Origin of the sequence: Candidatus Epulonipiscium viviparus (genome assembly GCF_030708075.1) — a bacterium.
In the GTDB taxonomy this organism is placed as follows: Bacteria; Bacillota; Clostridia; order Lachnospirales; family Cellulosilyticaceae; genus Epulonipiscioides; species Epulonipiscioides viviparus.
In genome coordinates this window covers 2,261,333-2,287,299 of the sequence record NZ_CP117982.1, presented here as the reverse complement: position 1 = coordinate 2,287,299, position 25,967 = coordinate 2,261,333, and the positions used below count along the sequence as shown (strand labels likewise).

At 40.1% G+C, this 25,967-nt stretch carries 18 protein-coding genes and 1 riboswitch; of the genes, 8 read left to right on the top strand and 10 right to left on the bottom strand.

Going from position 1 to position 25,967, the window contains the following annotated elements; all coding sequences use genetic code 11:
- Positions 1-13 precede the first annotated feature (13 nt).
- The 7 genes from PCY70_RS09495 to thiM form a co-directional block, all read right to left on the bottom strand.
- Positions 14-934, bottom strand: coding sequence for a 1-deoxy-D-xylulose-5-phosphate synthase N-terminal domain-containing protein (locus PCY70_RS09495; protein ID WP_305767169.1), 921 nt, complete (start codon positions 932-934; stop codon positions 14-16).
- Between the two features lie 12 nt (positions 935-946).
- Complete coding sequence (locus tag PCY70_RS09490) at positions 947-1,741, bottom strand: SDR family NAD(P)-dependent oxidoreductase (protein ID WP_305767168.1); 795 nt, start codon at positions 1,739-1,741, stop codon at positions 947-949.
- A gap of 94 nt (positions 1,742-1,835) precedes the next feature.
- Positions 1,836-2,576: an ABC transporter permease gene (locus PCY70_RS09485; RefSeq protein WP_305767167.1), complete on the bottom strand. Its 741-nt coding sequence runs from the start codon at positions 2,574-2,576 to the stop codon at positions 1,836-1,838.
- 6 nt (positions 2,577-2,582) lie between these two features.
- Positions 2,583-3,356 (bottom strand): ABC transporter permease, encoded by a 774-nt coding sequence (locus tag PCY70_RS09480; protein ID WP_305767166.1) that lies wholly within the window; start codon positions 3,354-3,356, stop codon positions 2,583-2,585.
- Between the two features lie 100 nt (positions 3,357-3,456).
- Positions 3,457-4,101, bottom strand: a complete 645-nt coding sequence (gene tenA / locus PCY70_RS09475; RefSeq protein ID WP_305767165.1) for a thiaminase II — start codon at positions 4,099-4,101, stop codon at positions 3,457-3,459.
- Positions 4,085-5,518, bottom strand: coding sequence for a bifunctional hydroxymethylpyrimidine kinase/phosphomethylpyrimidine kinase (thiD, locus tag PCY70_RS13750; RefSeq protein WP_323132690.1), 1,434 nt, complete (start codon positions 5,516-5,518; stop codon positions 4,085-4,087). Before thiD ends, tenA begins: the two co-directional genes overlap by 17 nt.
- Entirely contained in the window at positions 5,502-6,326 is an 825-nt protein-coding gene (gene thiM / locus PCY70_RS09460; RefSeq protein ID WP_305767164.1) for a hydroxyethylthiazole kinase, read from the bottom strand. The genes thiD and thiM overlap by 17 nt, the downstream gene beginning before the upstream one ends.
- Before the next feature lie 47 nt (positions 6,327-6,373).
- Positions 6,374-6,466, bottom strand: a riboswitch (TPP riboswitch).
- A gap of 155 nt (positions 6,467-6,621) precedes the next feature.
- Here thiM and PCY70_RS09455 point away from each other — a divergent pair.
- Together PCY70_RS09455 and PCY70_RS09450 are read left to right on the top strand one after the other, a co-directional pair.
- A complete protein-coding gene (locus PCY70_RS09455) occupies positions 6,622-7,659 on the top strand; it encodes a galactose ABC transporter substrate-binding protein (protein WP_305767163.1) in 1,038 nt (345 codons plus the stop codon).
- A gap of 86 nt (positions 7,660-7,745) precedes the next feature.
- Positions 7,746-8,831, top strand: a complete 1,086-nt coding sequence (locus PCY70_RS09450) for a galactose/methyl galactoside ABC transporter permease MglC (protein ID WP_305767162.1) — start codon at positions 7,746-7,748, stop codon at positions 8,829-8,831.
- 153 nt (positions 8,832-8,984) lie between these two features.
- On the opposite strand, the gene PCY70_RS09445 is transcribed toward PCY70_RS09450, so the two are convergent.
- Positions 8,985-10,469 (bottom strand): hypothetical protein, encoded by a 1,485-nt coding sequence (locus tag PCY70_RS09445; protein WP_305767161.1) that lies wholly within the window; start codon positions 10,467-10,469, stop codon positions 8,985-8,987.
- 145 nt (positions 10,470-10,614) lie between these two features.
- Here PCY70_RS09445 and PCY70_RS09440 point away from each other — a divergent pair, with 145 nt between their 5' ends.
- From PCY70_RS09440 to PCY70_RS09420, 5 genes are all read left to right on the top strand, one after another.
- Positions 10,615-11,454 carry a triose-phosphate isomerase gene (locus PCY70_RS09440; protein ID WP_010168710.1) on the top strand — a complete coding sequence of 280 codons (840 nt, stop codon included), beginning with the start codon at positions 10,615-10,617 and terminating at the stop codon, positions 11,452-11,454.
- Between the two features lie 15 nt (positions 11,455-11,469).
- Positions 11,470-12,930 (top strand): lactate racemase domain-containing protein, encoded by a 1,461-nt coding sequence (locus PCY70_RS09435; protein WP_029488304.1) that lies wholly within the window; start codon positions 11,470-11,472, stop codon positions 12,928-12,930.
- 100 nt (positions 12,931-13,030) lie between these two features.
- On the top strand, positions 13,031-15,307 hold the full coding sequence (locus PCY70_RS09430; RefSeq protein WP_305767160.1) for a S8/S53 family peptidase: 2,277 nt from the start codon (positions 13,031-13,033) through the stop codon (positions 15,305-15,307).
- On the top strand, positions 15,297-17,063 hold the full coding sequence (locus tag PCY70_RS09425) for a S8 family serine peptidase (RefSeq protein WP_305767159.1): 1,767 nt from the start codon (positions 15,297-15,299) through the stop codon (positions 17,061-17,063). Before PCY70_RS09430 ends, PCY70_RS09425 begins: the two co-directional genes overlap by 11 nt.
- Before the next feature lie 28 nt (positions 17,064-17,091).
- The gene (locus tag PCY70_RS09420; RefSeq protein WP_305767158.1) at positions 17,092-18,843 is read left to right on the top strand and encodes a S8 family peptidase; all 1,752 of its coding nucleotides are present in this window, start codon (positions 17,092-17,094) and stop codon (positions 18,841-18,843) included.
- Here the strand turns inward: PCY70_RS09420 and PCY70_RS09415 are convergent.
- On the bottom strand, positions 18,840-21,902 hold the full coding sequence (locus PCY70_RS09415; protein WP_305767157.1) for an alpha-mannosidase: 3,063 nt from the start codon (positions 21,900-21,902) through the stop codon (positions 18,840-18,842). The genes PCY70_RS09420 and PCY70_RS09415 overlap by 4 nt on opposite strands.
- Before the next feature lie 132 nt (positions 21,903-22,034).
- Positions 22,035-23,789, bottom strand: a complete 1,755-nt coding sequence (locus PCY70_RS09410; RefSeq protein WP_305767156.1) for a leucine-rich repeat domain-containing protein — start codon at positions 23,787-23,789, stop codon at positions 22,035-22,037.
- A gap of 338 nt (positions 23,790-24,127) precedes the next feature.
- On the opposite strand from PCY70_RS09410, the gene PCY70_RS09405 reads away from it, so the two are divergent.
- A complete protein-coding gene (locus tag PCY70_RS09405) occupies positions 24,128-25,921 on the top strand; it encodes a transglutaminase domain-containing protein (RefSeq protein WP_305767155.1) in 1,794 nt (597 codons plus the stop codon).
- Positions 25,922-25,967: the final 46 nt, after the last annotated feature.

Genomic DNA, 25,967 nt, shown 5'->3' with positions numbered 1-25,967 from the left:
TTCTTTTCGCCTCCTATGCGTTTTCTATTTCTCTAAACTTGTCGACATAGCTTTGGTAGATCGGTTTTTCGGCTTCATCAATGCGTACAAAGTGAATTCTGTGTCCCTTTTCAGAAAGTGCGGGCATATCTTTTATTGGATTAGTCTGCGCCAAGATTACTCTCGGTCTCCCTGCAGGATCTGGTCGCTGATTCATTACGGCTTTGAGCACATCTGGATTGTGTCCGTCAACTTCGTATACTTCGCATCCAAATGCCTCAAATCTGTCTCTTAACGTATCTTCTACATCGCAAATTAAACTCATTTTTCCATCGCATTGTTGACGATTTTGATCTACGATAACAACCATATTATTCAGCTTTCTGGTTACCATGGCTTGAACAACTTCCCAAGTCATTCCAAGCTCGCATTCTCCATCTCCTAGGATCACAATGTTTCTTCCTGTATCACCTCTAAGTTTGCGGGCCATCGCAACTCCGGCTGCCATACCTAAGCATTGCCCAAGAGAGCCCGGGCTGATGTCCATTCCCGGAGAGTGCGCTTCGCCAATATGTTCGATTACGTAGCCATCCTTTCCGAATAGCATAAAGCCTTCTTCGGTCATTCTCCCTGTGGCCGCCAGCGCTGCGTAAAGAACGATCGAGCATTGAACTGGCGATAGATAGAATCGGTCTAGATCCGCTCTTCTCTCGCCGTTATATTCATGCCCCAAAATTCCCGGATTGTTTTTATTGGGTGCGCCAGGAAAATATACTGGGGTTAGCGGCTCGGCAACTTCGGTAATGTTTAACCCTCCTGTATATAGCATTCCAAACATTTCTGCCATAGAACACGCTTGCGAAACATTACATCCACCATCTCGTAAGGCAACTTCTAATACGCGCCTTCTGATTCCTGCGGCAACTTTGTGCGCATCTAAATTCTGATTCTTCATTTCTATATCCTCCTATTCTTCGATTTCCAATGGAAAGTATGGTTCATTATTACAACGAATGCTTCCGCCACCATCGCAATATAGCGTTTGACCTACGATTCCTGATGCTTCATCAGATGCTAAAAAATTTACCGCATTGGCCACTTCGGCGGGATCCATAAATCTTCCTAGAGGTACCATAGGCAAAATTTCGTCGGGCTTTACAAGTCCTTTGTCTATGCCATCTTGAACCATTTGTGTGAGTGTCCATCCTGGTGATACGCAATTTACATTGATGCCATATCTTGCCCACTCATTGCCCAGTGCACGCGCCAGCCCTTCTACTGCCGACTTTGTGATTGTATATGGAGCTCGTTGCGATTGCGCACGACAAGCAGTTCCAGAGGCTATACTCACAATTTTGCCGTATCCATTTTTTAACATAATTTTGGCCGCAGCTTGACAGGTTAGCCATTGAGATTTTAGATTGATATCGCAAACTTTATCCCAGTTTTCTTCCAAAAAGTTTACAGAAGCTCCTCTAATTTGAATAGCGGCATTGTTCACTAGTATATCAATCGTGTGGTATGTTTCCTTAATATATTTAAACATATTGGCGATATCATCTGAGCTAGATAAATCCACTTGATACGGCACCGTTTTTAAATTTAATGCGTTAAGCTCATTGCAAGTTTCTACCGCTGCCTCATACAAGATATCTGCTATAATGACAGTTGCCCCGTCCTCGGCTAATCGCTGTGAGATTGCTTTGCCTATTCCTCTCGAGCCACCTGTGACAAGTGCAATTTTCCCTTCTTTTACTTTCATCGACACACCTCTTTCTAAAAATTATCAGAATGTTACTTAACGCTGCATTCATAAATTATATGATATATAGTTTGGCATAAAAAGTCAATAATTTTCAATTATAGTTTTCTTCCACGATTGCAATTAACAAAGATATAATCGACTTAACAACACCGATCGAAATCATCCCCACAAATATAAGAGGTATATCAAAATAATCCATACCTCGAGTTAATATAAATCCCATTCCTTCATCAGCCATCAGCATTTCTACTGCAATCAAAATAATCCAGCCTATTTCTAAAGCGTTCTTTAGTCCATTAACCACTTTTGGCGCCGCTATTGGGATCAAAATTTTTGTAAAAACTTGTTTTTTGGTTGCATTTAAGGTCTTAACTATCACTAAAAACTTTTTATCAATTTTATAAAATCCTAAATATGTATTTATTATTATAGGCGATATAATCCCGAGTATGATAATTATAATTATAGAACTTTCTCCTATGCCATTCCACATAATCATTATGGGCATCCAAGCAATTGCGGGAACTAATGTTATGAATTTTATTAACGTTCCAATTGTACAGTCAATATAGAAATTTAGAGCCATCATAATACCTACAAAAATTCCAATTACACTAGAGACCATCAAGGCAAAAGCCAACCGAAATAAACTTACCAAAATATGCCCTATCAATGTATATCCAGAAATTGGAACATACATAAATATAGCTACTTCTGCAAAAACTTCCTTTGGTGAAGGAAGTAACTCCTGATTTTTAGCTGCCATTGTCCATATTATTATCAATATTGTCACAGATATTATAGCATATATAATTTTTTTTACCTTTTCCATATTTACCTACTTTCTACTAATCGTTAATACCCCTTTTTCTAATCCTTCTATTGTAGATATAAATATTTTAGCCGTTATTCCCATAACAACCATTCCCAAAATAATAATATCGATTCTTTGATATCGTCGTCCCATATTAATCATGTAACCTATTCCTGAATTAGACATCAAAAATTCTACAACAGCCAGTGTAATACAGACTTTTACAAGCGCTATTTTTATGCCAGTAAGCACTTCTGGTATTGCAATTGGGATAGCTACTTTAGTAAATTTTTCAAAATCACTAGCTCCATACATTGTGGCCAAAGAAAGTAAAGTTTTTGACGTTCTGATTATACCGGTTCTGGCATATGCAATAACTGGGATAAGTGAAGTAAAAAATATTACCGCTAGCTTAGCTTTATCTCCCGTTCCTGCCCACAAACTTACTATCGGAATCCAGGCAACTGCAGGAATCATTCTATATAATTCAAAAATCGGCTGTATTATGTAATCGATTATTTTATACCATCCCATCAATAGCCCCAATATTGCTCCAACTAACGAACCCGCCAACCATCCGAGTAATAAAATTTTTAGACTTTGGCCTAGATGCGCTTGGACCGTTGCGCCATCCGGAGCCGGGTTCTTTATTTTCATTCGAAATGCATCAAATACTTCTTCTGGAGAAACGATTTTATTAGTTGGAACAAATTCATTGACCACCGCCGCTTGCCATAGCATCAAAAATATTACGATAGTCAATGTGCTTAAAAATGTTCTTAAGATTAATTTTTTCATTACATCATCCTTTCTGACATTTATTTCATAATACCTTTTATCCATTTAAATGTCAACAAAAAAGAACTGGTCTATAACGCACCAGCTCTCAAAAAAAATTTTATCGCATATTCCAGGCCATATCCCAAAACATGTATTCATATTTACTACAATTAACTAAGATGTCTTCTAAATTTAAAATTTGTTCTTCGGTATAATCCACACAAAGATTATTGACTAAATCTATTATCACATCGTTTGCCTCCGCATATTCATCGCTTGCGTAGCCATTAACCCACTCGGCATAAAAATCCGAATTTCCTTGTTCGGCAACAATATTACGCGCTATGAATAAATAACTCCACGAACAGGCAAGCACTGCTACTGCAATCTCTGCAGCTCCTTCTGTTGCAGCGACACCTATCATATATTTGGTATAGCTTGTCGTTGTTAGCGTTGGTTTAGTAAGCTCATCTTCTCTGATATCTAATATTTTCATATAGTTTTTGTGGATATCTGTTTCGCTTGATATTACTCCCTGAATACAATCGGCAAAGAACTTCATATTCTTCTCGGACTTAGATTTTATTACTCCATAGGCAAACACCTTTGCGTAATCTAATAAATACAAATAATCCTGAATCAGATAAAACCTAAATTTAGATTTTTCTAATGTTCCGTTTGCTATACCTCGAACAAACTCATGCTGATTATAACTTTCCCATATCTGCTGCACCTTCTCAAATAATCTATCTGTTAATTTCACAATGTTCTCCTATCATATATGCGTGATCTAGCGGACCGCTCCCATGCCCTAAATCTAAATTTGCCTTTAGCGCTCCGGTTAAATATTTTTTGGCATTTGTAATACTGGCTTCCAAGCTATATCCCTTTGCCAAATTCGCTGCAATGGCGGAAGAGAGCGTACATCCGGTTCCATGCGTATTGGCTGTCTCTACCCTATCTGCTGTATACCAGGTGCCCACCCCATCTGCAAATAAAAAATCCATTGCTTCGTTTACCAGATGTCCTCCTTTTACTAATACAGCAACACCAACTTTTTCCGCAATATACTCAGCGGCCTCCATCATGTCTTCTTCTGTGTTGATGGATTTGTTATTCCACAATATTTCTGCCTCGGGGATATTTGGTGTAATAACCGTAGCGCATGGCAACAGCTTTTCAATCACCACAACTTCTGCCCCATCAGATAATAATTTGTGCCCACTTGTCGATACCATTACAGGATCAATCACTATATTTTTCGGTTTGTATTGCTTAATTTTGGCGACAATAGCGTCCACGATCTGAATATTCGATACCATTCCAATTTTTATAGCATTGGGGTAGATATCCACAAATACGCTATCTATCTGACTTGCTACAAACTCTGCGCTTACATCAAAAATTCCCGAAACTCCCATCGTGTTTTGCGCCGTCAATGCTGTAATTACGCTCATTCCATAAACTTTGTTGGCAACAAAAGTTTTGAGATCTGCCTGAATACCAGCTCCTCCGCTACAATCTGATCCTGCAATAGTGAGAGCTGTTGCCATTCGAGCAATTTTCTCTGATTCAGCAAGCAGTTTCGCACAAGTTGCCGATATGTCATCGCTTCCAAATATTGCCGATACTACTGCAACACCGTCGACGTTTGCTCTTTTCAGTTGCTTGATGTTCTCTACATTAATTCCGCCAATTGCAACGACAGGAATATTCACTGCCGATACAATGGCCGCCACTTCTGCAATACCTATTGTCACCGCATCGGTTTTCGTATCAGTTTTGAATACTGCGCCAACGCCGAGATAGTCAGCACCATCTTTTTCGGCCTTTATTGCTTGCGTTACATTATGAACAGTTACCCCCAAAATTTTTTCTTCACCAATTCTCTTTCGTACATCTGCTGCTGCCATGTCATCTTGCCCCACATGAATGCCATCCGCATCATATTTCATTGCCGCCGCGATATCGTCGTTTATAATAAATGGAACACCATATTTAGCGCAAAGATTTTTTATCTCCAGAGTTTCTTCCTTATTAATGTGATTTTTATCTCGCAATTGTAAGCAAGTAATTCCTCCCTCTAATGCCTGCTTTACCTGAATAGGCAACGTCGCTTTATCTGTCCAAGCTCTATCTGTTACCGCATATAGACGCATCACCCTATTTGAACATTTCATATTTTGCTCCCGCTTCTAAAGTTTCACCTGTCATAGTATATATTTCATCCATTATCAAATCTCGGTAGCTGGTATTTCCCTGATTTGCTGCCAGTCTATCGAAAGCTCTTTCTCCCGCAAGGCCCATCAGCGCCACTGCTGCAGTCGTTGCTAACAGCCTGTTGTCCGGGTTCGCAGTTACATATGCAGTAATCATCGTAGTAAGCATGCATCCTGTTCCTGAAACTTTACTCATCATCGCGTTTCCATTCCTAACGATATACACAGTCTCCATGCCGCATATTATATCGATCTTTCCTGTAATCACAATTATGGCTTGCGTTTTCTGAGCAAATTGTTGAGCAAACTCTACTACATCTTCTATATTCTCTTCCGTTACTTCATCCGCTATATTGGCATCAACACCTGTAGTTGTTTGAGTACCCTTTGCTAGACTCTTAATTTCTGAAATATTTCCACGAATCACACTAAATTTGATCTGTCGCAAAAACTCTTGCGCCCTTTCAATTCTCCATTTTGATGCACCAACTCCTACAGGATCTAGTACCACAGGATGCGCCATCTTATTTGACATTACCCCTGCAATATACATAGATTTAGCAACTCGCAAATTTAGTGTTCCCATATTTATAGTCAGTCCCCCGCATAAGGCTGTGATCTCTTGTACTTCACGTTCATCATCTGCCATAATTGGTGACGCCCCGCAGGCCAACAATACATTTGCGCAGTCGTTTACTGTTACGTAGTTTGTAATATTATGAATCAGAGGATTCTTTGCTTTTACCTTTTGCATCATGGCTTTTATCATCTTACACACCTCACTCATTATTGTATAATAGAAAAACTATACTTTGTAAGGATCATTCTTCGCTTCCTTACGCTGGCATTATCCAGTTCAAGTATTAAGGGTATCTCTCAGCCACTTATTTGGCACCCCCAGCTTTTATTATTATCAAAATTTATTTTACTGAATCATACATAAATTTTCAAGGCTGTATTTACCATGTGGTAATATTTGAAATTTACCGTCAAATCATTGCATTTGTGGGATCATTATAATATACTATATTAACAAATCATTACATATTTCAGGAGGGTTTATTATGAAAAAATCAAAATTTCTTCTCGCACTAACAACTATTGTAGCAGCAAGTTTCGTTGGCTGTTCAGCAGCAGGCGGCCCGATGCTAGAACACTTCGTTTACAATTTCTCTGATCCACAACAAAATGCCGTTATGAACGCAATTGGTGATCTATACGAAACTTCGGGAGTAGCATATAACTTTAACGATAGCGAAGGAAAGCAAAATGTACAGAACGATCAAATTGACAATGCCATTCAAAAAGGGGCAACAATTTTAGTTGTAGGAATGGCCGACATTTCGTCTAGCCAAACCGTTGTTAACAAAGCCAAAAACGCCGACATACCAATTTTATTTTATAATCAGCAACCACACAAAGATGCAATAGACTCATATCAAAACTGCTGGTTCGTTGGTTCTGATTCACGCGGTGGCGGATTAATGCAAGGCGAAATCGCTGCGACAACTATTCTCAAAGATTATGACAAATATGATAAAAACGGCAATGGTACAATCGAGTATGTTATGATTCGCTCCGATCTTTCACATCCAGAGGCAAATGGCAGAACCGAAGCTAGCGTTACCCGAACCAATGAACTTTTTACTGCGGCCGGTAAGCCAAATATTGTACAATTGGGAACCGACTTTCTAGCAGACGACTGGTCTACAAACAAAGGCAAAGATGCGATGGACACTTTCCTTGCCGCAAATCCTGTTACCGACAAATCGGGAGTCGAACTTGTGTTTTGCAACAACGACGGAATTGCAATAGGAGCCATGAAATCGCTTCAGGCAGTGGGCTGGAACAATGATGCATCAAAGGCAATTCCAATTATTGGTGTTGACGCAACTGCAGAGGCACAAACCTATATCGACGCAGGTCAGATGCTCGCTTCTGCTGGACAGGATCCAAACACTATTGCCACCTACGTATCCACATTGGCATTCAATATTATGAACGGTAAAGAGCCGCTCGCTGGAACCAATTATACATTTGAACCAAATTCTAAAAATTTGTTCTTCCCATATACACCATATCCAGCAAATATTTTAGACTAAACTAAGCAATCCTCTTATTAGTAGATATGATCGAAAACGGCTCCCAAGATTTCACCACCAAATATGTTTAAGAAAGGAATAATCTTATGTTTAAAACGCAAATAGCAACATATAAAAACTTATCTGATGCTGATAAGAAAAAATTTATTGCAGACACATTACTCGATAATGCTCTATATATTTTGGTACTGATATTGATTATATGCGTCGTGATCTATAATCCAAGATTTATTTCGGGCAGCTCGATAATTAACATCCTCACACTTAGCTCCACCAGATTGGTGATGGCGCTGGGTATTGCAGGGACGGTAATTCTTGCAGGGACAGATCTCTCAGCTGGTAGAATGCTTGGTCTTACAGCCTGTATTTCGGCATCACTTCTGCAGGCACCTGATTACGCTGCCAAGATGTATAAATCTCTCACGTGGTTGCCTCAAGATCCCGCATCTTCTATTATCGGACAATTGATTTGCGTTATAATAATCGTTATGATCGTGGGCGGAATCATTGGATTTTTCAACGGCTTTATGTCTGCTAGATTTATGCTTCATCCTTTTATTGTAACGCTCGGTACCCAATTGATCATCTACGGGCTGTCTCTAATATATGCGACTTGGGGATCTAATGCTGGGGCACCGATTGGTGGGATCGACCAGAGGTATACCGACTTTGTAATAGGAAATGTTTTTGGGGATTCAGATTTTTACCTACCTTGGCTATTAGTCTATGCTATTATAATTTCTGCTGTCATTTGGTTTATTTGGAACAAGACTGTATTTGGAAAAAATATGTTTGCCGTTGGGTGTAACGCCGAGGCCGCCAAAGTTTCTGGTGTTTCTGTTTTTTGGACTACTACGCTTGTATTTATGCTTGCCGGGGCAATGTATGGTCTCGCCGGATTTTTGGAATCTGCCAGAGTGGGGTCTAATACTGCAGCGACTGGAAATGGCTATGAGCTTGATGCCATTGCGGCATGCGTTATCGGAGGGGTATCGTTTACCGGCGGAGTTGGTAAAGTCAAGGGAGTTATTATTGGAGTAATCTTATTACAAATCATCAATGCGGCATTGATTTTCCTAAATGTGCCAGGTTCAATAACCTACATAGTTCGCGGGGCCATCATTTTGGTTGCCTGTGCCATTGATATGAGAAAGTATTTAATTCAAAAATAGAAAGCGAGTTGCAATATGGACGAAAAATTAGATGAAAAAATCGAAATTTCTGCTACTGAATATGCTCGGCTAAAGGCAATAGAAGAGGAAACGAGAAGCAGTCGTGAAAAACCGTTCTCGCTCTATGAAAAAGTCAATATACCAGTTCGTCTATTAAATTATATAATTATTGGCGGAATTGCTTTTATAATCAGTTTCCGGATGATCTAGATCGTTATTAATGATATATTCTCCGGTATCAAAATTTTCTAACCTAAACATTACGTTGATGGCGCCGTTGTTTGCGCTGATGCGTTTGCCTTTTACATACAATTTGCCATTGCCTACTGCATAAATTTGAGGTTCGTTTAAGCTATATGTTTCGCCAGTTAAGCGACTTGTGAGCGAGGCATTTACTCCGCCAGGATACATCGTCCACATGATTCCCACGATATTGGTGTGAGGTTTAGTAATCATAATAGAAGTGTTCGAAATATCTTGAGTATAATTTCGTTTATGGTGGCGCTTATCTCCTTCTGCGCCAACGGTACATATTATGGTAACGCCAGACAATCCTGCGTATTGATTGAGAATGCGTTCGAGCAGGCTGGTGCCATCGTGGCTACAGATGTTGGATCCATATTGAAGGCAAAGAACTAGTGGCTTATTAACTTTTGCGGCATATTCTATAAGCTTGGTAAAGCAAATGAGTACATCTTCTATTAATGTAGCATGCTCGTTATATTCGCCGCCATATACTCTTTGGATGCCAGGAGAAGCAGGCGCTATTTTGGCTGCAATATATGTTGCTTTTGGTAAAAAATTGGTAGCGGATTGGGGATTGTCGTATCCGTTTGCTAGCAATAGTAGTGAGGTGCCCATAGTAAGAGTTGTGATATCTTCTTGAATTGGAATTTGCGAGCTAATTTCTGGATTAAATATTTCTGTGTTAGTTACTTCGTCAAAAATGTATTCTAGTCTCGAGGCACCGTCAGCGGTCATGAGTAACGGATGATTAATCTGAATATTTTGTGTATCGAGAACTCCTATCAATACCCCTTGACCATCGTCTAGTTTGTCGTTTATTTCATGATCGGGAAATAGGTTTTTAATGATTTCTACAAATTTTGGATTTTTCAGGGCATATGCACCTATTAACGCTAAGTCATATGGCGTTGAATAATGTTGCTCACTATCTAGCCCGTTGGGAGTTTCAAATTTTGTATTGACAGCGCCCAACTCATTTGCTTTTGTTGTCATCATTTCACAAAATTCCTCTACGCTGCCTCCAATATGTTCTGCTATTGCCACTGCTGTATCATTGTGAGATTGTAACATAAGAGAATATAACAAGTCTCCCAAGTATTGTTTTTCGTTTTCTTTAAGTTTTAGATCAACTGGCGGTGCCTTCGCTGCGTTCGCGGAAACTGTTACAACATCTTCTAAATTTCCATTCTCTAATGCTATGATCGCCGTCATAATTTTGGTTGTACTCGCCATCGGCAGCTGCGTATTTTCGTTAATCCCATATAGAACACGCATGCTTTCTGGCTCGACTAAGACCACTCCCTTGCCTCCCAATGTTCCAATTTTTGCTTCAACAGGCATGTTACTTAAGCAAACCACAATAATCGCTACTGCAGTAATTCCTCTTTTCAATATTAGCACCTCTCATAATCGTTTTACTTTTATAATTCCACTTACTAAAATTTTTTATGCATTCGTCACAAATTTTACAAACAACCCTTTCTTTTTATTTTTATTTCAGTTATAATGGAAAAATAATTTTGAAAGGAGTATGTTGATGAAGCACATTTATTTAAATTTAAAACGTTTCGATATACCGCCCGAACGCGGTGGAGTTAATAGAATTGCCCCTATTAAAGAATGGGGAAAAACCATTATAGAAGGTACTCAAGAAAAACTCAAAAAATATAAAAACACTGAATTTGTTATGTATTTTCCAGAAGCGCATCTAATAGGAGCCGCAAATGCTCTTGAGGATGATGCAAACTTAGAAATCGGTGCTCAAAGCGTATATCGTGCCGACACCGCAGTTGGCGGAAATTTCGGTGCTTTCACAACAAATAGAACAGCGAATGTTGTTAAAGAAATCGGTGGAACAAGCGTAATCATTGGTCACTGCGAAGAGCGTAATGACAAAATGGGAATCCTTGCAGAAGCTGGAGTTACAGGTGCGGCGGCCACTCAAGCTGTCAACCGACTTTTAAATGCCGAAATTAAGGAAGCTCAAAAAGCTGGTCTAAAAGTTCTCTACTGTATTGGTGAAAAAGAAGAAGAACTCGCCAATTGGGACTCAGTTTTACGAGAACAATTAGAAATAGGACTAAACGATGTAGACAAAAACAGTGTCGTTATCGCATACGAACCAATTTGGAGCATAGGACCTGGAAAAACTCCTGCTGATAAACCGTATATCACTAAAGTGGCAAAATTTGTCAAAACAGTAGCAGGAGAAAGCATGGACGTTGTGTATGGCGGTGGTCTAAAAAGCGATAACGCAAAAATGCTTGCTAGTATTCCGGAGATTGCCGGCGGGCTTATTGCACTCACCAGATTTAGCGGCGAAATAGGTTTTTACCCTGAAGAATATTTAGAAATTATCGATCTATATTTAAACTAAAGGAGACTTTTAACAATGAATGTATCATTAGAATATGGGCAAGGCACAATTGACGTAACATTACCAGACAATTCAGATATTTTTATTCCAGGTGAAACGGTAGCGGATCCACCTTATATTCCAGAAGATAAAATCTACGAAGAAACTCTTAATGCTATCAGAAACCCTCTCGGAATGGATCCTTTAACCAAAATGGCAAATCCTGATTCCAAAGTTACTATTATTTTTCCAGATAGAGTTAAAGGTGGCGAACAAGCAACTTCTCATAGAAAAGTAGCTATCAAACTTGTACTCGACGAACTTTATAGTGTAGGCGTAAAAAAAGAAAACATTCTATTAATCTGCTCCAATGGGCTTCATAGAAAAAATACTGAGCAAGAAATTAGAGGCGTTTTAGGCAACGATCTATACAATCAGTTTGCACCTTCTGGACAAATTATTAATCATGATAGCGAGGATTGGGACCACCTTGTAGATCTTGGCACCACAGAAGCAGGCGACCCTGTAATTATGAACAAATACGTTTACGACAGCGATCTTGCTATTATGATTGGGCACACTCAAGGCAATCCTTATGGCGGATATTCTGGTGGATACAAGCATTCTGCAACTGGAATTTCTCACTGGCGTTCTATCGCATCTCACCACGTACCAAAGGTAATGCACCGCGATGACTTTACTCCTGTAAATTCAAAGTCTCTAATGAGAAACAAGTTTGATGCTATCAGCATGCATATGGAAAAATGCATGGGCAAAAAGTTTTTCTGCGTTGATGCGGTTCTTGATACCAAGTCTCGTCAAATAGCAGTTCTTGCAGGTGCACCAGAAGTTATGCAACCAGAGTCTTGGAAAATTGCTGATAAAAGAACTTATGTACCTTGGGCTAAGAAAAAATATAATGTGCTTGTATTTGGCTTACCACAATTTTTCCACTACGGCGACGGAATGGGCACAAACCCTATAATGCTTATGCAAGCTATTTCAGCTCAGATCGTTAGACACAAGAGAGTCTTAGCAGACAATTGCGTCGTTATTTGTACTTCTATATGTAACGGTTTCTTAAACGAAGACTTATGGCCATATTTAACTCCGCTATATGATTTATTCCAAAGAAACGAAATGCAAACTCTTCCAGATCTAAATAGATACGGAGAATATTACGCAACAAACGAAGAATATATCAGACAATATAGATACACTAACGCGTTCCATCCATTCCACGGATTTTCTATGATCTCTTCTGCTCATATCGCAGAAAAAAATACTGCCGCAATCTATTTATGTGGCGCTAAAGTTCCTGGATATGCTCGCGGGATGGGGCTTAAAACTCGTGAAACAGTTGAAGATGCCCTTGCGCATGCGATGAAAACTATCGTTGGTTCAGATCCAAACATTCTAGTATTGCCTAGAACATTCAAATGTAGTGCCGTTCACTTAATGATGGAAGGCGACGATCCAAACGTAAGTTCAAAATAATTAATTACCAAAGACCTCTTACTTATACAAAGTTTGAGGTTTTTTCATTTTAATACCTGTATATTGCATATAATTACATAAAACCATAAGGAGGATATGTATGCAAGCACTAGCTTACGCTAATCAAATTATTTCAGAAGATGCTTTTCAACTTAGTGATACGATTTATTTTATCACCACTCCCGCCGACACTTTTTTTGAAGAATACCCCCCAATAACCTTTCTAAACCTAGATCTATTAGAACCCATTAAGCCCCCAAAAGGCTACTTTTATGCTGTAATCGCATCGGATGTACGAGCTAATTTACACGATAAATCTCCCAAACTTTATACAGTACCAACTTCCGCAACTCTCACGCAATACCTCGAAGCTGTTGCAGATGTCTTACTTTATGCTGTAGAAATTGGAAAGAAGCCTATTTTATATAATGCTTTTGATAGCACCCAATTAAATGATAAACGACTTTTAGATAGATTGCTAAACGACTGGATTGCCACTGTTTCGGGCATTCTGATTTTCTTATCCAAAGACATGACCATTCATTATCAACAATCTTCTCGCAATACCAAACAAACCCTATATACCAACGAACTGCCAAATCACACATTTCTAAAGATATCTTATCTCAAGGATATTTCTAACAAAGACATATTTAGATTATACAAGCCTGTCGCAATGCGATCTAGCTCAAACTCAAATCTCTATGACGATCTCTTCTATGCAAATCTTTCTGATGATGAAACTATCTACGTAAATCTCAATCCTATTGCAACCCAAACCTCAGAATTTTATGAAAATCTCAATTTAACGCATATCCCCTTACTTAATGTAGGTGGACTACTAAAAGGTACTAAGCGAGACTTCGACGCTGCCAAAAATATACTTTTAAAATATGTTGCTCTAGAATATAGTTTAAGCGTTCTCAGTTCTCCAAAAATAACTCAACTAACAATAGACGAAAACCTATTTCCCGATCATGAAATAAACGACAAACTAGACGATGGTCAAGGGGTATTGATAGGAGTTCTCGATACACAAAATATTCAGATTAATCATCCGTTACTCATGACCGCTGACGGTGCCTCGAGACTAGAATACATTTTTGACGAAGTAACTAACACAGAAATATTTAATCCAGAAATTAGCTCGCAAATTCCAATTCAAGAAGATATCACAACTCTTACTATGGGCACCTCACTACTATTGCTAGCAAACGGATACGACAATCCCCAATCCGCTACCAATTTTTTACCAAAAGCAACATATATTGCAGCCAAAATAGCGCCTGCTTCTCCTGGCATCCAAAGAGTATATGGCGGCGAATATAACGAGCATGCTACATTAATAGAAGATGTACTCATTTGCTTTACCAAGCTTATAGAATATGCCGCAAAAGTTAATAAGCCACTAGTTCTTTGCCTTCAATATGGATCCAACATCTGTAGCCACGATGGCACCAGCCTGCTCGAACGCATTCTCAATCAATACGCAGGATTGTCTGGCGTTACCATAATATGTACCGTTGGCGCAGAAGGAGATAAGCGCCACCATAAACGAAATTATACTCAAGATATTTCGAACACTTCTATTATGATTACTAAACCTCACACCAATATCGTGGGAATCATGTGGACGATGTATCCTGGCGGAGTAAATGCCTCGCTCACAAGTCGCTTAACTGGCGAAACATATAGCTTAAACGAACCTCAAATTTATGCAGTAGGCAATGGCAAATTGTATGTAAAAGGCAAACGCATCAGCGCAAACAACGGCGCCATCAACGTAATGTTTAGGTTAGAAAATTTTGATACCGGAGAATATATCATTAATAACGATCTAGATCATCCGGAAACTGGAATTTTAGATTTTTGGTTAGCTGAAGAAAGCCTCAACGGTAGCAGTTACCTAAAAAACAGCGATGCTTTTATCACCATCACCTCCATGTCTAATACCAGTAACATTATATGCGTCGGTGCCTACAATCCTGCAACTCTCACCATCACACGAGAATCAGGGCGCGGCTACACTAGAGCTGGAAATATTTTACCAACTTGTGTAATAGATGCGGTAGATATTTTAGTTCCACTAAATAAACTCCAAAGTGCCAAGCTCAACGGACCTTCAGTTGCATTAGGGCTTATGGCCGGCGAAGCTGCCGGTATTTATAGCATACTGCTCAAGAAAAAAGTTTCCTATTTGCCAAACACACCCGTAATGTCATACTGGCTTAGCGCCAACTTAACCCAAATACCTACCACCGAATATCCAAACGAACGCCAAGGATACGGAATATACACCCTACAAAATCTTAAAAACTGGCTTCTAGTAAATGGCATTATAAATAGCAATGAAGGAGGGTTTATTAATGAGTTTTAATCCTAAGTTAAGTCCACAAATACAGCTCTTTTTACAATACCCATACGGAAATCTTCCGCAATCTTTTTCTAGTACAACCGGCATACACAATCTCGATGTTTGGGATGTTTTAATTAAATATTATGGCACTCTCAATTTGCCACCTGAAGTTACCAACACTACGATTTTGAGTGCCGTATATGCAACTGCATCGATCCCTCGCGACCTACTCGAAGATGTGTCGCTGATGCCAGAAATTGAATATATATCTCTACCCGAAATTATGAAATACATTATGTATGCACACAAAGCTGAAGTCTGCGCCAACTACTTAGATACCAAAGAGAGCGGCTTTAACGTAACGGGAAAAGGTGTATACTTTGGACTTGCAGATAGCGGCGTTGACTATACTCATCCAGATTTTATAAACCCCGATGGAACCAGCAGAATTTTATATTTATGGGATCAAACAATAGAGGGCACCCCACCTGTCGGCTTTGCACAAGGAACCGAATATACCAATGAACAAATCAACGCAGCATTGAGTAGCGATAATCCACTCGCGCTAGTCCCCTCCGTTGATGCGTTAAATCATGGCACCACACTATGCGGCATCGCAGCCGGAAACGGTCGAAGTAATAAGCGCTACCGAGGAATTGCGTCTAACGCCTCCCTTGTTATTGTAAAACTTGGACAGCAGGGCGCAAACGAAATCAAAGATCCCATCCGAGGCCCGCGCAATATCGAAATTATGATGGCTCTAAAATATTTAGTCGATAAAGCCAAAAATGATAATAAACCCATCAGCATCTTAATAGGCTTAGGATTGAATGCTGGTTCTCACACCGGTCACAGTGCCATCGATGAATATATCGATTTTATTACGCAAACCTGGAAAGTTAACATTACTGTCGGGGTTGGCAACCAAGCCAGCGAAGATAGCCACACCTCTGGTATTGTTCTCGCTAATACAGTTCAGCAAATCAATATTTTTATAGATCAAAAACAACCATATTATTATACCACAATTTGGAAAAACTTTATCGACAACTTCGGTGTGCGCATTATAAGCCCCAATGGCGACAAAACCAGTATGCTAACTCGCGAAGAAATCAACAGTAATACTATAATGGGCGACTCTATTGTTTCTGTTAACTTTTCGCAAGCAACACCTATAGCCACCGGTGAACAAATTATTATATTTATCGATTCTCTAAGCCCCGATGAAATTACTGACGGAAATTGGACTATCGAGCTAACGGGACTATTTATATTAGATGGTAAATACGATGCTTGGGGAGCCAGTATCGACCAATTTGTACGCACCATTCGATTTGTAAATCCCGTAAAAAGCAAGACCCTTACCATTCCATCAACCGCGCTATCGGCAACCAGCGTCGCTGCTACGACAAGTAATGGCTTCGATATTGCATTCTTTTCGGGACAAGGATATATCAACGGAAAAACAGTAAAACCCGATATCGCGGCACCGGGAGTTGATATCGTCTCCACTTCTGCTGGTGGCGGATACCATACATTTAGCGGCACGAGCGCGGCGGCGGCCTTTGTTGCAGGTGCATATTTATTGATGTTAGAGTATGGAATGCGTCAAATGGGCGATCGATATTTATTTGGCGAGATGCTAAAGGCATATATAACGCGCTCAACCAAACGACCTTTCGGAATGACCTTCCCAAATATCCAGTGGGGATACGGAGAATTGTGTATTCAATCATCACTGCAATTACTAAGTACTTTGTATGATACTTTAGGCTAAAAAAATAGGATCGAAGAAAGGAGAAGTCATGCAAAACAAAACTGATGCTGTTCTACAAATTATGAGCAAAATGCCTTCTAGTCAAAAGGAGCAGGCTAGTGAGGTGTTAGGTAATTTCGGTTTTGAAACGGCCGGAAACATAGATATAGTTGTAAAATATCATGGAGACATAGAAAAAGTAGCAACCGAATTGGAGGGATTGGCCCAGGTCTTATCATCAAAGTTTGCTATAATGTCTATTCCGGAGCATAATATGGAACATTTACTAAATTTTCCAGAAATAGAGTATATGGAAACACCGAAATTATTAAACTACAATATAAATACCGCCCTGCCCAATAGCTGTATCCCCCCCGTCAAGACTTCCAGCCCCTATAATCTCAAAGGAAGTGGCGTATTATTAGGAATTATAGATTCCGGTATTCAGTATGCTCACAAAGATTTTATCAATATTGATGGCACCAGCCGCATTTTATATATATGGGATCAATCTATTAATGGTCATCCTCCAAATAACTTCAAAATGGGTACCGAATATACCAATTCTCAAATTAATCAAGCTATACGCCAACGTACAAAAACAGACCGATTGGCAATCGTACCTTCGCAAGATACTATAGGCCATGGAACGCATATTGCCGGAATTGCAGGTGGAAACGGCAGAGCTAGCCAAGGAAAATACGAGGGCGTTGCCCCTGAAGCTCAGTTTTTGATAGTAAAGCTAGGCAAGGGCGGTTCCAACGGCGCGTATATACGAAATGTCGAAATCATGTTAGCAATAAAATATGTAATTGAAAAAGCCCGAGAGCTCGATATGCCCGTTGCCATAAATCTAAGTACCGGCATGAACGAAGGCCCTCATGATGGTAAATCTTTAATAGAACAATATCTAAATGAATCTTCTCAAATTTGGAAAAATAACATCATCGTTGCAGCTGGAAACGAAGGCGCCAGCAATACGCATACTCATCTTACAATATCGCCCGGCGAAACAAAAACCTTCTCATTTCAAGTAGGCGCTAATCAAAGTTCATACGCATTATCCGTGTGGAAATCTTTTATTGATACATTAGAATTTGAAGTAGTAAGCCCATCAGGTAGTAAGAGCCGACGCATTCGATATAATTATGGTCCTGTACAAACTGTTCTAGATCGCACTAGAATTTATGCTACATTTTCTGGTCCATCCCCGCTAAATGGTGACGAAGAATTCGCATTATTTTTGGCCGGCATCAGTGACGTTGGTGTAGCAGGCGGAATTTGGGAGATCAATATATACGGCATTAGCGTAATCGATGGCAGCGTAGATGCTTGGGGTCCCACACTCGAATTAGGAGGCGCCGACACATATATGCTCGAGCCAATACGCAACACAACAGTTACAACCCCCGGTACCGCAACTAACGTAATTACCGTCGGTGCCTATAACGACATGACCAACCAAATAGCAGAATTTTCTGGCGTAGGGTTCACTCGCAACGGTACCATCAAACCCGAAATTATTGCCCCAGGAGTGGATATCACCGGCCCTTCTATAACCGGAAGCTACATTAGTTATAGCGGAACCAGTATAGCAACTCCTCATGTCACCGGCGCCGTTGCCCTCATGATGGAATGGGGTATCGTCAGAAAACATCAACCTTTTTTATACGGCGAATACCTCAAAACTTTTTTACTACGCGGAGCCAATCGCAAAGGCATCGACGCACCGAGCACCGAATGGGGATATGGTAAACTTTGCCTCAAAACTGCACTCGATATTTTGATTAGAAATGGTTAATATACAAGTTTAAATGTTCTAATTTGATATGGTTTAAATACCAAAGGGTTCGCATCGCCCGGGATAGGCATTTCCAGCATATTGGTTTCCACTATCTCTTTAATATCTTTGTGATACCTGATCGAAACGTTTGTGTAACTGCCCTCACATTCATATATCCGAGCGATTAATGCTTTTTCATTATCCTCACACGGCTTCAAACTTTCAACAACAATATTAGGCATATCCACCGAAAGTAATTTTGGCAAAGCAATACCTCCAACAAAGGATTTCACGGGATAATTCAATTCATATGCATTCGCGCATACCGTTTCTGCTTTAAACCCGCCCATATGCGGATAGAATGAATACACAAACTCGTGAACACCTTTATCTCCTCGCGGATCTGGTTTACACCCTCCCTTATGAAGTGACAATGCCATCGCCGAACCGTTTACCGAAATTCCATACTTGCAGTCATTTAAAATAGCAACCCCATAAGCTGGCTCTGATAGGTCGGTGTATTTATGATTGCAAACTTCAAATTGTGCCTGCTCGTAGCTATTGTTTGCCTTCGTAGTTCTTCGTAGATTACCAAATTGTATTTCCTGAGTTGCATAGTCTGTATTGATAGTTGTATCGAATATAACTTTTAGCAATCTGTGTTTTTCGTTCCAATCTACTACATTGTCGAAATCGACCCTCGGGCTTGTTGCATAGAAAATGATATCTTGGCTCAACGTCGAATGTTTGGACAACTCATATGCTGTTCGAATCCTAAACTCTACCGCTCCATCTGCAACAATTTCAAATTTAGTCAGTTTCAGTGCCGGCTCCAAATTCATCATCGCATCAGCATCGATGTCCCAATTATCCCACGCCAACGACAAATCTTCTCCAAATAAAAATGTATTCAGGTTATGCCCCTCTCCTCTAAGCTCTCTATTATTTCGAGTATCTACAAACGATTCGATGCTTCCATTTTCAGCAAATGTTACGACCGCAAACGGTGTTGTTAACACATTGTTTTCGAATTTAAAGGCAGAGTTTTCTAATTTACATTGCGTACATACGTTAAAAGTCTTGCTAGAAAATCCATCGAGTTCAATTCCTCCAACATGCAAAACTGTAGTGCCATCAAGCTTTGTAATCCTTTGCTGCGGAACAGCCGCGTCTATATATCCATTTATTGCCATTTCGATAACATCGCTTCGTTTATGAGACAATGTATTATATAGCGTTATAGTATCTTCTGGAGTTGATACCAGATTTGCTGCAATTGAATTTGCCGCCCGAATAATTTCAGTAGTCTCCGCAATACTTCTGTCGTGGGCTTCTGGAACGCAGGTGCCCGGTAAAATATCGTGAAACTGATTTATTAACAACGTCTCCACTAGCGGCGCTATCTTCTCGCTCGAAGCCACCGCATGGTTAGCAAACGCCGTAACCGACGTAAAGTACTCTGCGTCTCTAATTGCAACTTCCGCCTTTCTGTTATTGCGTTTAATAGTGTGTTGATTGGTTAGCGTGCCTCGATGTAACTCGAGATATAATTCTCCAACGTACGTATTTGGATATTTCAAAGTTAATGCATCCATAAAATCGCCAACCGTCGTGTTATACAACTGCGGGCAACCCTCCAAATCATATAGTCGCTTAGCCATTTCTACAGAGCTATCCTCAGGCCCGCCACCGCCGTCACCATGCCCATAAGTTAAAAGTCGTTCGTTGCTAACAGATTTTTGTTGAATTTCGTTTATCAGCCCGGTTACCGGAATTGGCGTTGGATACCTATTTGTAACATTGTGATGCGCTAACACTTTGCTACCATCAATCCCTTGCCAATAATAAGTTACATAAGGAAACTTGTTGGTATCATTCCAGTCCATCTTTGTAGTTAAGAAATACTTAATATCGCATCCTTTTAATATTTGTGGAATAGCCGCGCAATATCCAAATGTATCCGGCAAAAAAAAGGTATTCGACTTATAATCAAAGTGTTTCATTGTGTATCTTTGCCCCCACAAAAATTGACGAATCATAAACTCTCCGCCCGTAATATTGCAGTCGCACTCAACCCATACGCCACCATTGGGCTCATATCTGCCTTCACGTATCTTCCCTTTTATTGCCTCAAACAGCTCCGGATAATATATCTCAATAAACTTAAGATGCGCAGCGCTGCTCTGTATAAAATGGTAATCCTCAAATTGTTCAATCATATTAATTTGGTTTGCATAAGTTCTGGCACACTTTTTTATAGTTTCATCAATTTCCCAAAGCCACGCGGTATCCATATGGGAGTGCCCCAATATACCCACTCTAGCAACGGTTTGGGAATTCTTCTTATTAAGCACTTTGCTCATAATTTCTCTCGCTATTGGCAAAGCTTCGCGTTGCGCATCATCGTCTGTTTCCTCATTCGAAAAATAGATAACCTGATTTAAATCTATGAGGATGCTCTCAATTTCGGCTCTCTTAGCGCTATTCTTTTCTTGGCAATCGTATAATTCCATCAATGTTTTGTAATCATAGTAAAATTCTTTCACCAACTCATCCGTTACCATTACATCAAAGCTATCAAATACTAAATCATAATTCCTTCTACACGGCTTCTCATATGGATAGCAACCCTCGATGTCATGCCCTGTGTATGCTTCTAGCACAAGCTCATATTTTTTACCAACTTCTGCCACATGGACAAAGGCTTTACAATAGTGGTTACCATGCCCAGTATTCATTTGGTACTTTGCAGCATAGTTTGCATACGGCATCCCATTTACAAATAGCAACCCTTCATATAACGAACAATTCGGCATTAAATATAATTTCTGAGCATCTAATTCTTGTGGTACCGTAAACGATGTCTTGAAAAAATAGTAAGTTTTCTCTCCACCCCAAATCTCTCCCTGCTTAATCGGTTTATAATCAACGTTTTGCGGCGCCTTTGCCAGATGCTCTTTTGTACAATAATATGCGACATCCAAGCTTGCAACCTTTTTAAAAATATACTTCTCCATTCTATCAATATACTGTCTTTGCTTTTCAATCATTCTATCTAACTGCATTTGATTTAACATGGCACGTCTCCTATATGATTCAAATTCATCCGAGTAAATACCTCAAATGATTGAAACAGTATATCATTATACATTTCGCTGGGTCAATACACAAAAAAAAGGACAAACCATTTGGCTGCCCTTATAAAAAAATTATTCCGGAGTTGCTTCAGAATCTACCTCGGAATTTGTAGAATTCAATAACACATTTAAAATTGACTTTGGTAAAAATATTCCCGATAACTTTTGGCAGTCATCGAAGGCTCCGTTAGCTATGCCCTTTACTGCAACCCCATCGATTGTTTCTGGAATATATGCTACCGAGACAGTCTCCTCTGCTGCCAAAATGATTCCCGTCTCCTTATCAAACTGAATTTCTCCACCTTCGATACCAAACACATTATACCAATTATCTACGACTGGCTCCACAACAGGCTCCGGCTCCACAACAGACTCTGGCTTCACAACAGGTTCCGGCTCTACAACAGGCTCTGGCTCCACAACAGGTTCCGGCTCTACAACAGGTTCCGGCTCCACAACAGATTCCGGCTCTACAACAGGCTCTGGTTCCACAACAGTTTCCGGCTCCACAACAGTTTCCGGCGCTACAACAGGTTCCGGCTCTACAACAGGTTCCGGCGCTGCCACAAATGACAATTGTACATCTGATGGAGTAAATATATCGAACGCCTCCCATTGTTCTGGTGTACCCGTAAATTCTATTGCAGCTAAATTAACTGCTGCCACAGAATATTTACCCATACTTGTCACAGTTCCAGGAATTGCCATATTCATCAGGCTACTGCACTCGGTAAACGCAAAGTCACCAATAGTAGTAACTCCTTCAGCCAAAGAAACCAACTCCAAGCCATCACAATTGTAGAACGCTCGTTGCGCTATCGTCTTCACATTACCCGGAATGGAGATTTCCGCTAAACTGTCGCAATCAGTAAACGCAAATTCATCAATCAACGCCACTCCGTCGCCGATGCTAACTTCCGCCAAACTTTCGCAACCTAAAAAGCTAGCATAAGAAATTTCTGTAACCTGATCGGGAATGTTGATAGATACCAAATTAGGAGATAAAGCGAACGCGGCATCTCCAATCGACGTTATGCTCTCTGGCAAGATCACACTTGTAAGAGTCGCGCAACCTGAGAAGGCATTATCAGCTATGGAAGTTATACTCACGCCATTTATTTCGGAAGGAATTTCAACTGTGGTTACATCGCGAGCACCAATAATAGTTCCGGAAGACCAATCGACCTGAATCTTTCCATCCCCACCTACGGATACCCAAGAATCATCAACAGCACTCGCTTCGGCAATTATTGCAGCAGCAGTTTCAGCAGCAGCAATAGCTTTGGCTTGGGCTTCAGCTTCGGCTTTGGCTTGGCTTCGGCTTTGGCTTTGGCTTTGGCTTCGGCTTTGGCTTTGGCTTTGGCTTCGGCTTTGGCTTTGGCTTTGGCTTCGGCTTTGGCTTTGGCTTGGCTTCGGCTTCGGCTTGGGCTTCGGCTTCGGCTTGGCTTGGCTTCGGCTTTGGCTTTGGCTTTGGCTTCGGCTTGGCTTGGCTTGGCTTCGGCTTCGGCTTGGCTTTGGCTTCGGCTTGGCTTCGGCTTGGCTTCGGCTTGGCTTGGCTTGGCTTCGGCTTGGCTTTGGCTTTGGCTTCGGCTTTGGCTTGGCTTTGGCTTCGGCTTTGGCTTTCGGCTTTGGCATTCGGCTTTCGGCATTCGCATCGGCATTCGCTTCGGCATTCGCTTCGGCATTAGCTTCGATTGTGGCTTCCAGATTTTTTTCTTCTATATAAATGCTTTTTATTGCGTCGCCCTTATCGACATCAGCGTAAAGTGCTGTTGCATATGTACCAAAACAAAATGTAGTTATAGTTATCATTTTTCTCCATTTCATAATTAAACTACCCCTTTCGAAGAATAGTATACCAGAATGCATCATGCGAAGCAATAATACCAAAATTTATCAATTCCTAAATTTAAAAATAATTTTATTGAAAATCAATATTTATTTCAATGTCCAATTTATTTTTTTACTGCATAAATATTTTAAACTTTAAAGCCATTTGTCAAACTGTATATAATTTTACTATAAAAAATAGCAGTAGTACTAAAACAGATTTATTTTCTGTGCCTAAAATTGACAATAGAATTTTTTAGAAATCGTTTGACTTTTTAAATGCAGGGGATGTACAATTGATTTATTCCACAAAAGACCAAAAGGAGACGATAAATATGAAAAAATCTTTAATTATAGCAACGATATTAACGCAAGCAATCTCCACCCATGCAACTACGGTTGAGAATATAAAAACCGAAGCGTACATACCATCTGAACCAATCTTACAAATCAAAGAAGACACCGCCCTCGATATTTCTGTAACCTGGCCAAGCTCCGCTCGCAATCGGGATATGGCAAAAGAGCTGATCGCCAATGCGTTATTAAAAGAGGAAATCGCTATCGACATCAGCCACTTAGATCTAAATACCGAAGACGCTAATGCGTATTTTCGCGAATTGTTAGCAAATGACAAGCGCCTTTTTCATGTGTTAAAGGGTTGGATGTATCCCAAGGTAGACGACGACAAAGTATTAACCACGATTTATCCAAACTATGACAGGCACTTAGTTGATAACTATGATTATTATTACAATTTACTAGATACCGAAATTGACAAGGTCGTTGCTTTAGCTTCGGAGGGCAAAACGGATTTGGAGAAAATTCTTATTATTAACGATTACCTGGCGACCAATTTTGAATACGATACTTTGGGTTTAAAATCTGATACCGAAATTCGCGATAAAGTTCGATTTATTGAGGAGCGACGCGGCGTATGTGAATCGTATGCTGACTTTGCAAAATTAGTGCTAAACGAGCTTGGAATTCCAAATATTACCGTTTCATCTATACGATTAAACCACATCTGGAATATGGTGGAGCACGAGGGGCACTGGTATAACGTTGATTTTACGTGGTCAGATGTTACGCCAAATTTAACTGGTCGAGCTTCGCATGAAAATTTTATGGTAAGTAATGATCGAAAAATTGAGCTGAATAAAAAACTCGATGATTGGACAAACACTGTTCCGTATATCGCCGACAGTTTAAAATATGAAGAAATGTTTAGAGCCACGACCGCACCGTTCGCTGTTCTCGACGATGCCCTCTATTATATTAACAATGTTACAACGGACGACGGATCTGCAACGGGAAATATATATTCTCTCGATGTGAAAACAGGAGAAAGCACCTTGATTTACGAGGCACTTGCAGATACGAAATGGTATACCTCCGCTTCTACATATTATGCCGGAAAATATACAGGATTTGGAGAAATCGGCGGAATGCTATACTATAACACCCCCACTACTGTGATGCTATATGACGTTACCACCGACAAGGCTACCCCATTAAATATCGATATGACCGAAGAGTTGTGGGGACTAAAGGTTTCAGATACGCAACTCACGCTTGTTTCTGGAGATGACATAAAAAAATTATCTGACTTTGAACATAACATGGTTAGTGTCGCCGCCAACGACGCTCTTGAACAGCTTATCGATACATCGCGAGCCAATCTCGATACCGTAATAGTTGACCCAACCGGAGACGACATAAATCCATATAACCAATGGGTAACTGCAACCGAATACGAAGCATTTGCCGACGCAATTTCTGCTGCCTCCGAAGGAGCCGCAACAGACGAAGCTCAGGACGCCCTTCTTGCTGCGTACTCCGAGTTTAACTTCGCTAAAGAATCCGGAAAAATTAAAGCCGACAAAACTTTATTGGCACGCATAGTAGCTATTGCCGAAAATAATCTTGCCACGACAGCCACAAGTCCAGCGGACCTCAATGAAGATAAAATTTTTTGGACATCTCCAACATATTACACTTATTTAGAAGACAAGCTTATCGAAAGTCGGTTATTACTAGATGATAAGAAAGCATCGCAAGATAAAGTAAATAAAATGGTTTTCTACTTGCATAACCGAAACCAGTTGTTTGTGAGTACCAGAAAAAATTAGGTTTTCTACTTGTATAATAGCAATTAATTGTTCGTAAATACAAAAA

Coding starts and splice junctions, on each gene's coding strand:
- PCY70_RS09490 (WP_305767168.1), bottom strand. CDS start 1,741: ATGAAAGTAAAAGAAGGGAAAATTGCACTTGTCACAGGTGGCTCGAGA.
- PCY70_RS09440 (WP_010168710.1), top strand. CDS start 10,615: ATGAAGCACATTTATTTAAATTTAAAACGTTTCGATATACCGCCCGAA.
- PCY70_RS09425 (WP_305767159.1), top strand. CDS start 15,297: ATGAGTTTTAATCCTAAGTTAAGTCCACAAATACAGCTCTTTTTACAA.
- PCY70_RS09410 (WP_305767156.1), bottom strand. CDS start 23,789: ATGAAATGGAGAAAAATGATAACTATAACTACATTTTGTTTTGGTACA.
- PCY70_RS09405 (WP_305767155.1), top strand. CDS start 24,128: ATGAAAAAATCTTTAATTATAGCAACGATATTAACGCAAGCAATCTCC.
- PCY70_RS09480 (WP_305767166.1), bottom strand. CDS start 3,356: ATGAAAAAATTAATCTTAAGAACATTTTTAAGCACATTGACTATCGTA.
- PCY70_RS09415 (WP_305767157.1), bottom strand. CDS start 21,902: ATGTTAAATCAAATGCAGTTAGATAGAATGATTGAAAAGCAAAGACAG.
- thiM (WP_305767164.1), bottom strand. CDS start 6,326: ATGATAAAAGCCATGATGCAAAAGGTAAAAGCAAAGAATCCTCTGATT.
- PCY70_RS09430 (WP_305767160.1), top strand. CDS start 13,031: ATGCAAGCACTAGCTTACGCTAATCAAATTATTTCAGAAGATGCTTTT.
- PCY70_RS09435 (WP_029488304.1), top strand. CDS start 11,470: ATGAATGTATCATTAGAATATGGGCAAGGCACAATTGACGTAACATTA.
- PCY70_RS09495 (WP_305767169.1), bottom strand. CDS start 934: ATGAAGAATCAGAATTTAGATGCGCACAAAGTTGCCGCAGGAATCAGA.
- PCY70_RS09485 (WP_305767167.1), bottom strand. CDS start 2,576: ATGGAAAAGGTAAAAAAAATTATATATGCTATAATATCTGTGACAATA.
- thiD (WP_323132690.1), bottom strand. CDS start 5,518: ATGAAATGTTCAAATAGGGTGATGCGTCTATATGCGGTAACAGATAGA.
- PCY70_RS09455 (WP_305767163.1), top strand. CDS start 6,622: ATGAAAAAATCAAAATTTCTTCTCGCACTAACAACTATTGTAGCAGCA.
- PCY70_RS09450 (WP_305767162.1), top strand. CDS start 7,746: ATGTTTAAAACGCAAATAGCAACATATAAAAACTTATCTGATGCTGAT.
- PCY70_RS09420 (WP_305767158.1), top strand. CDS start 17,092: ATGCAAAACAAAACTGATGCTGTTCTACAAATTATGAGCAAAATGCCT.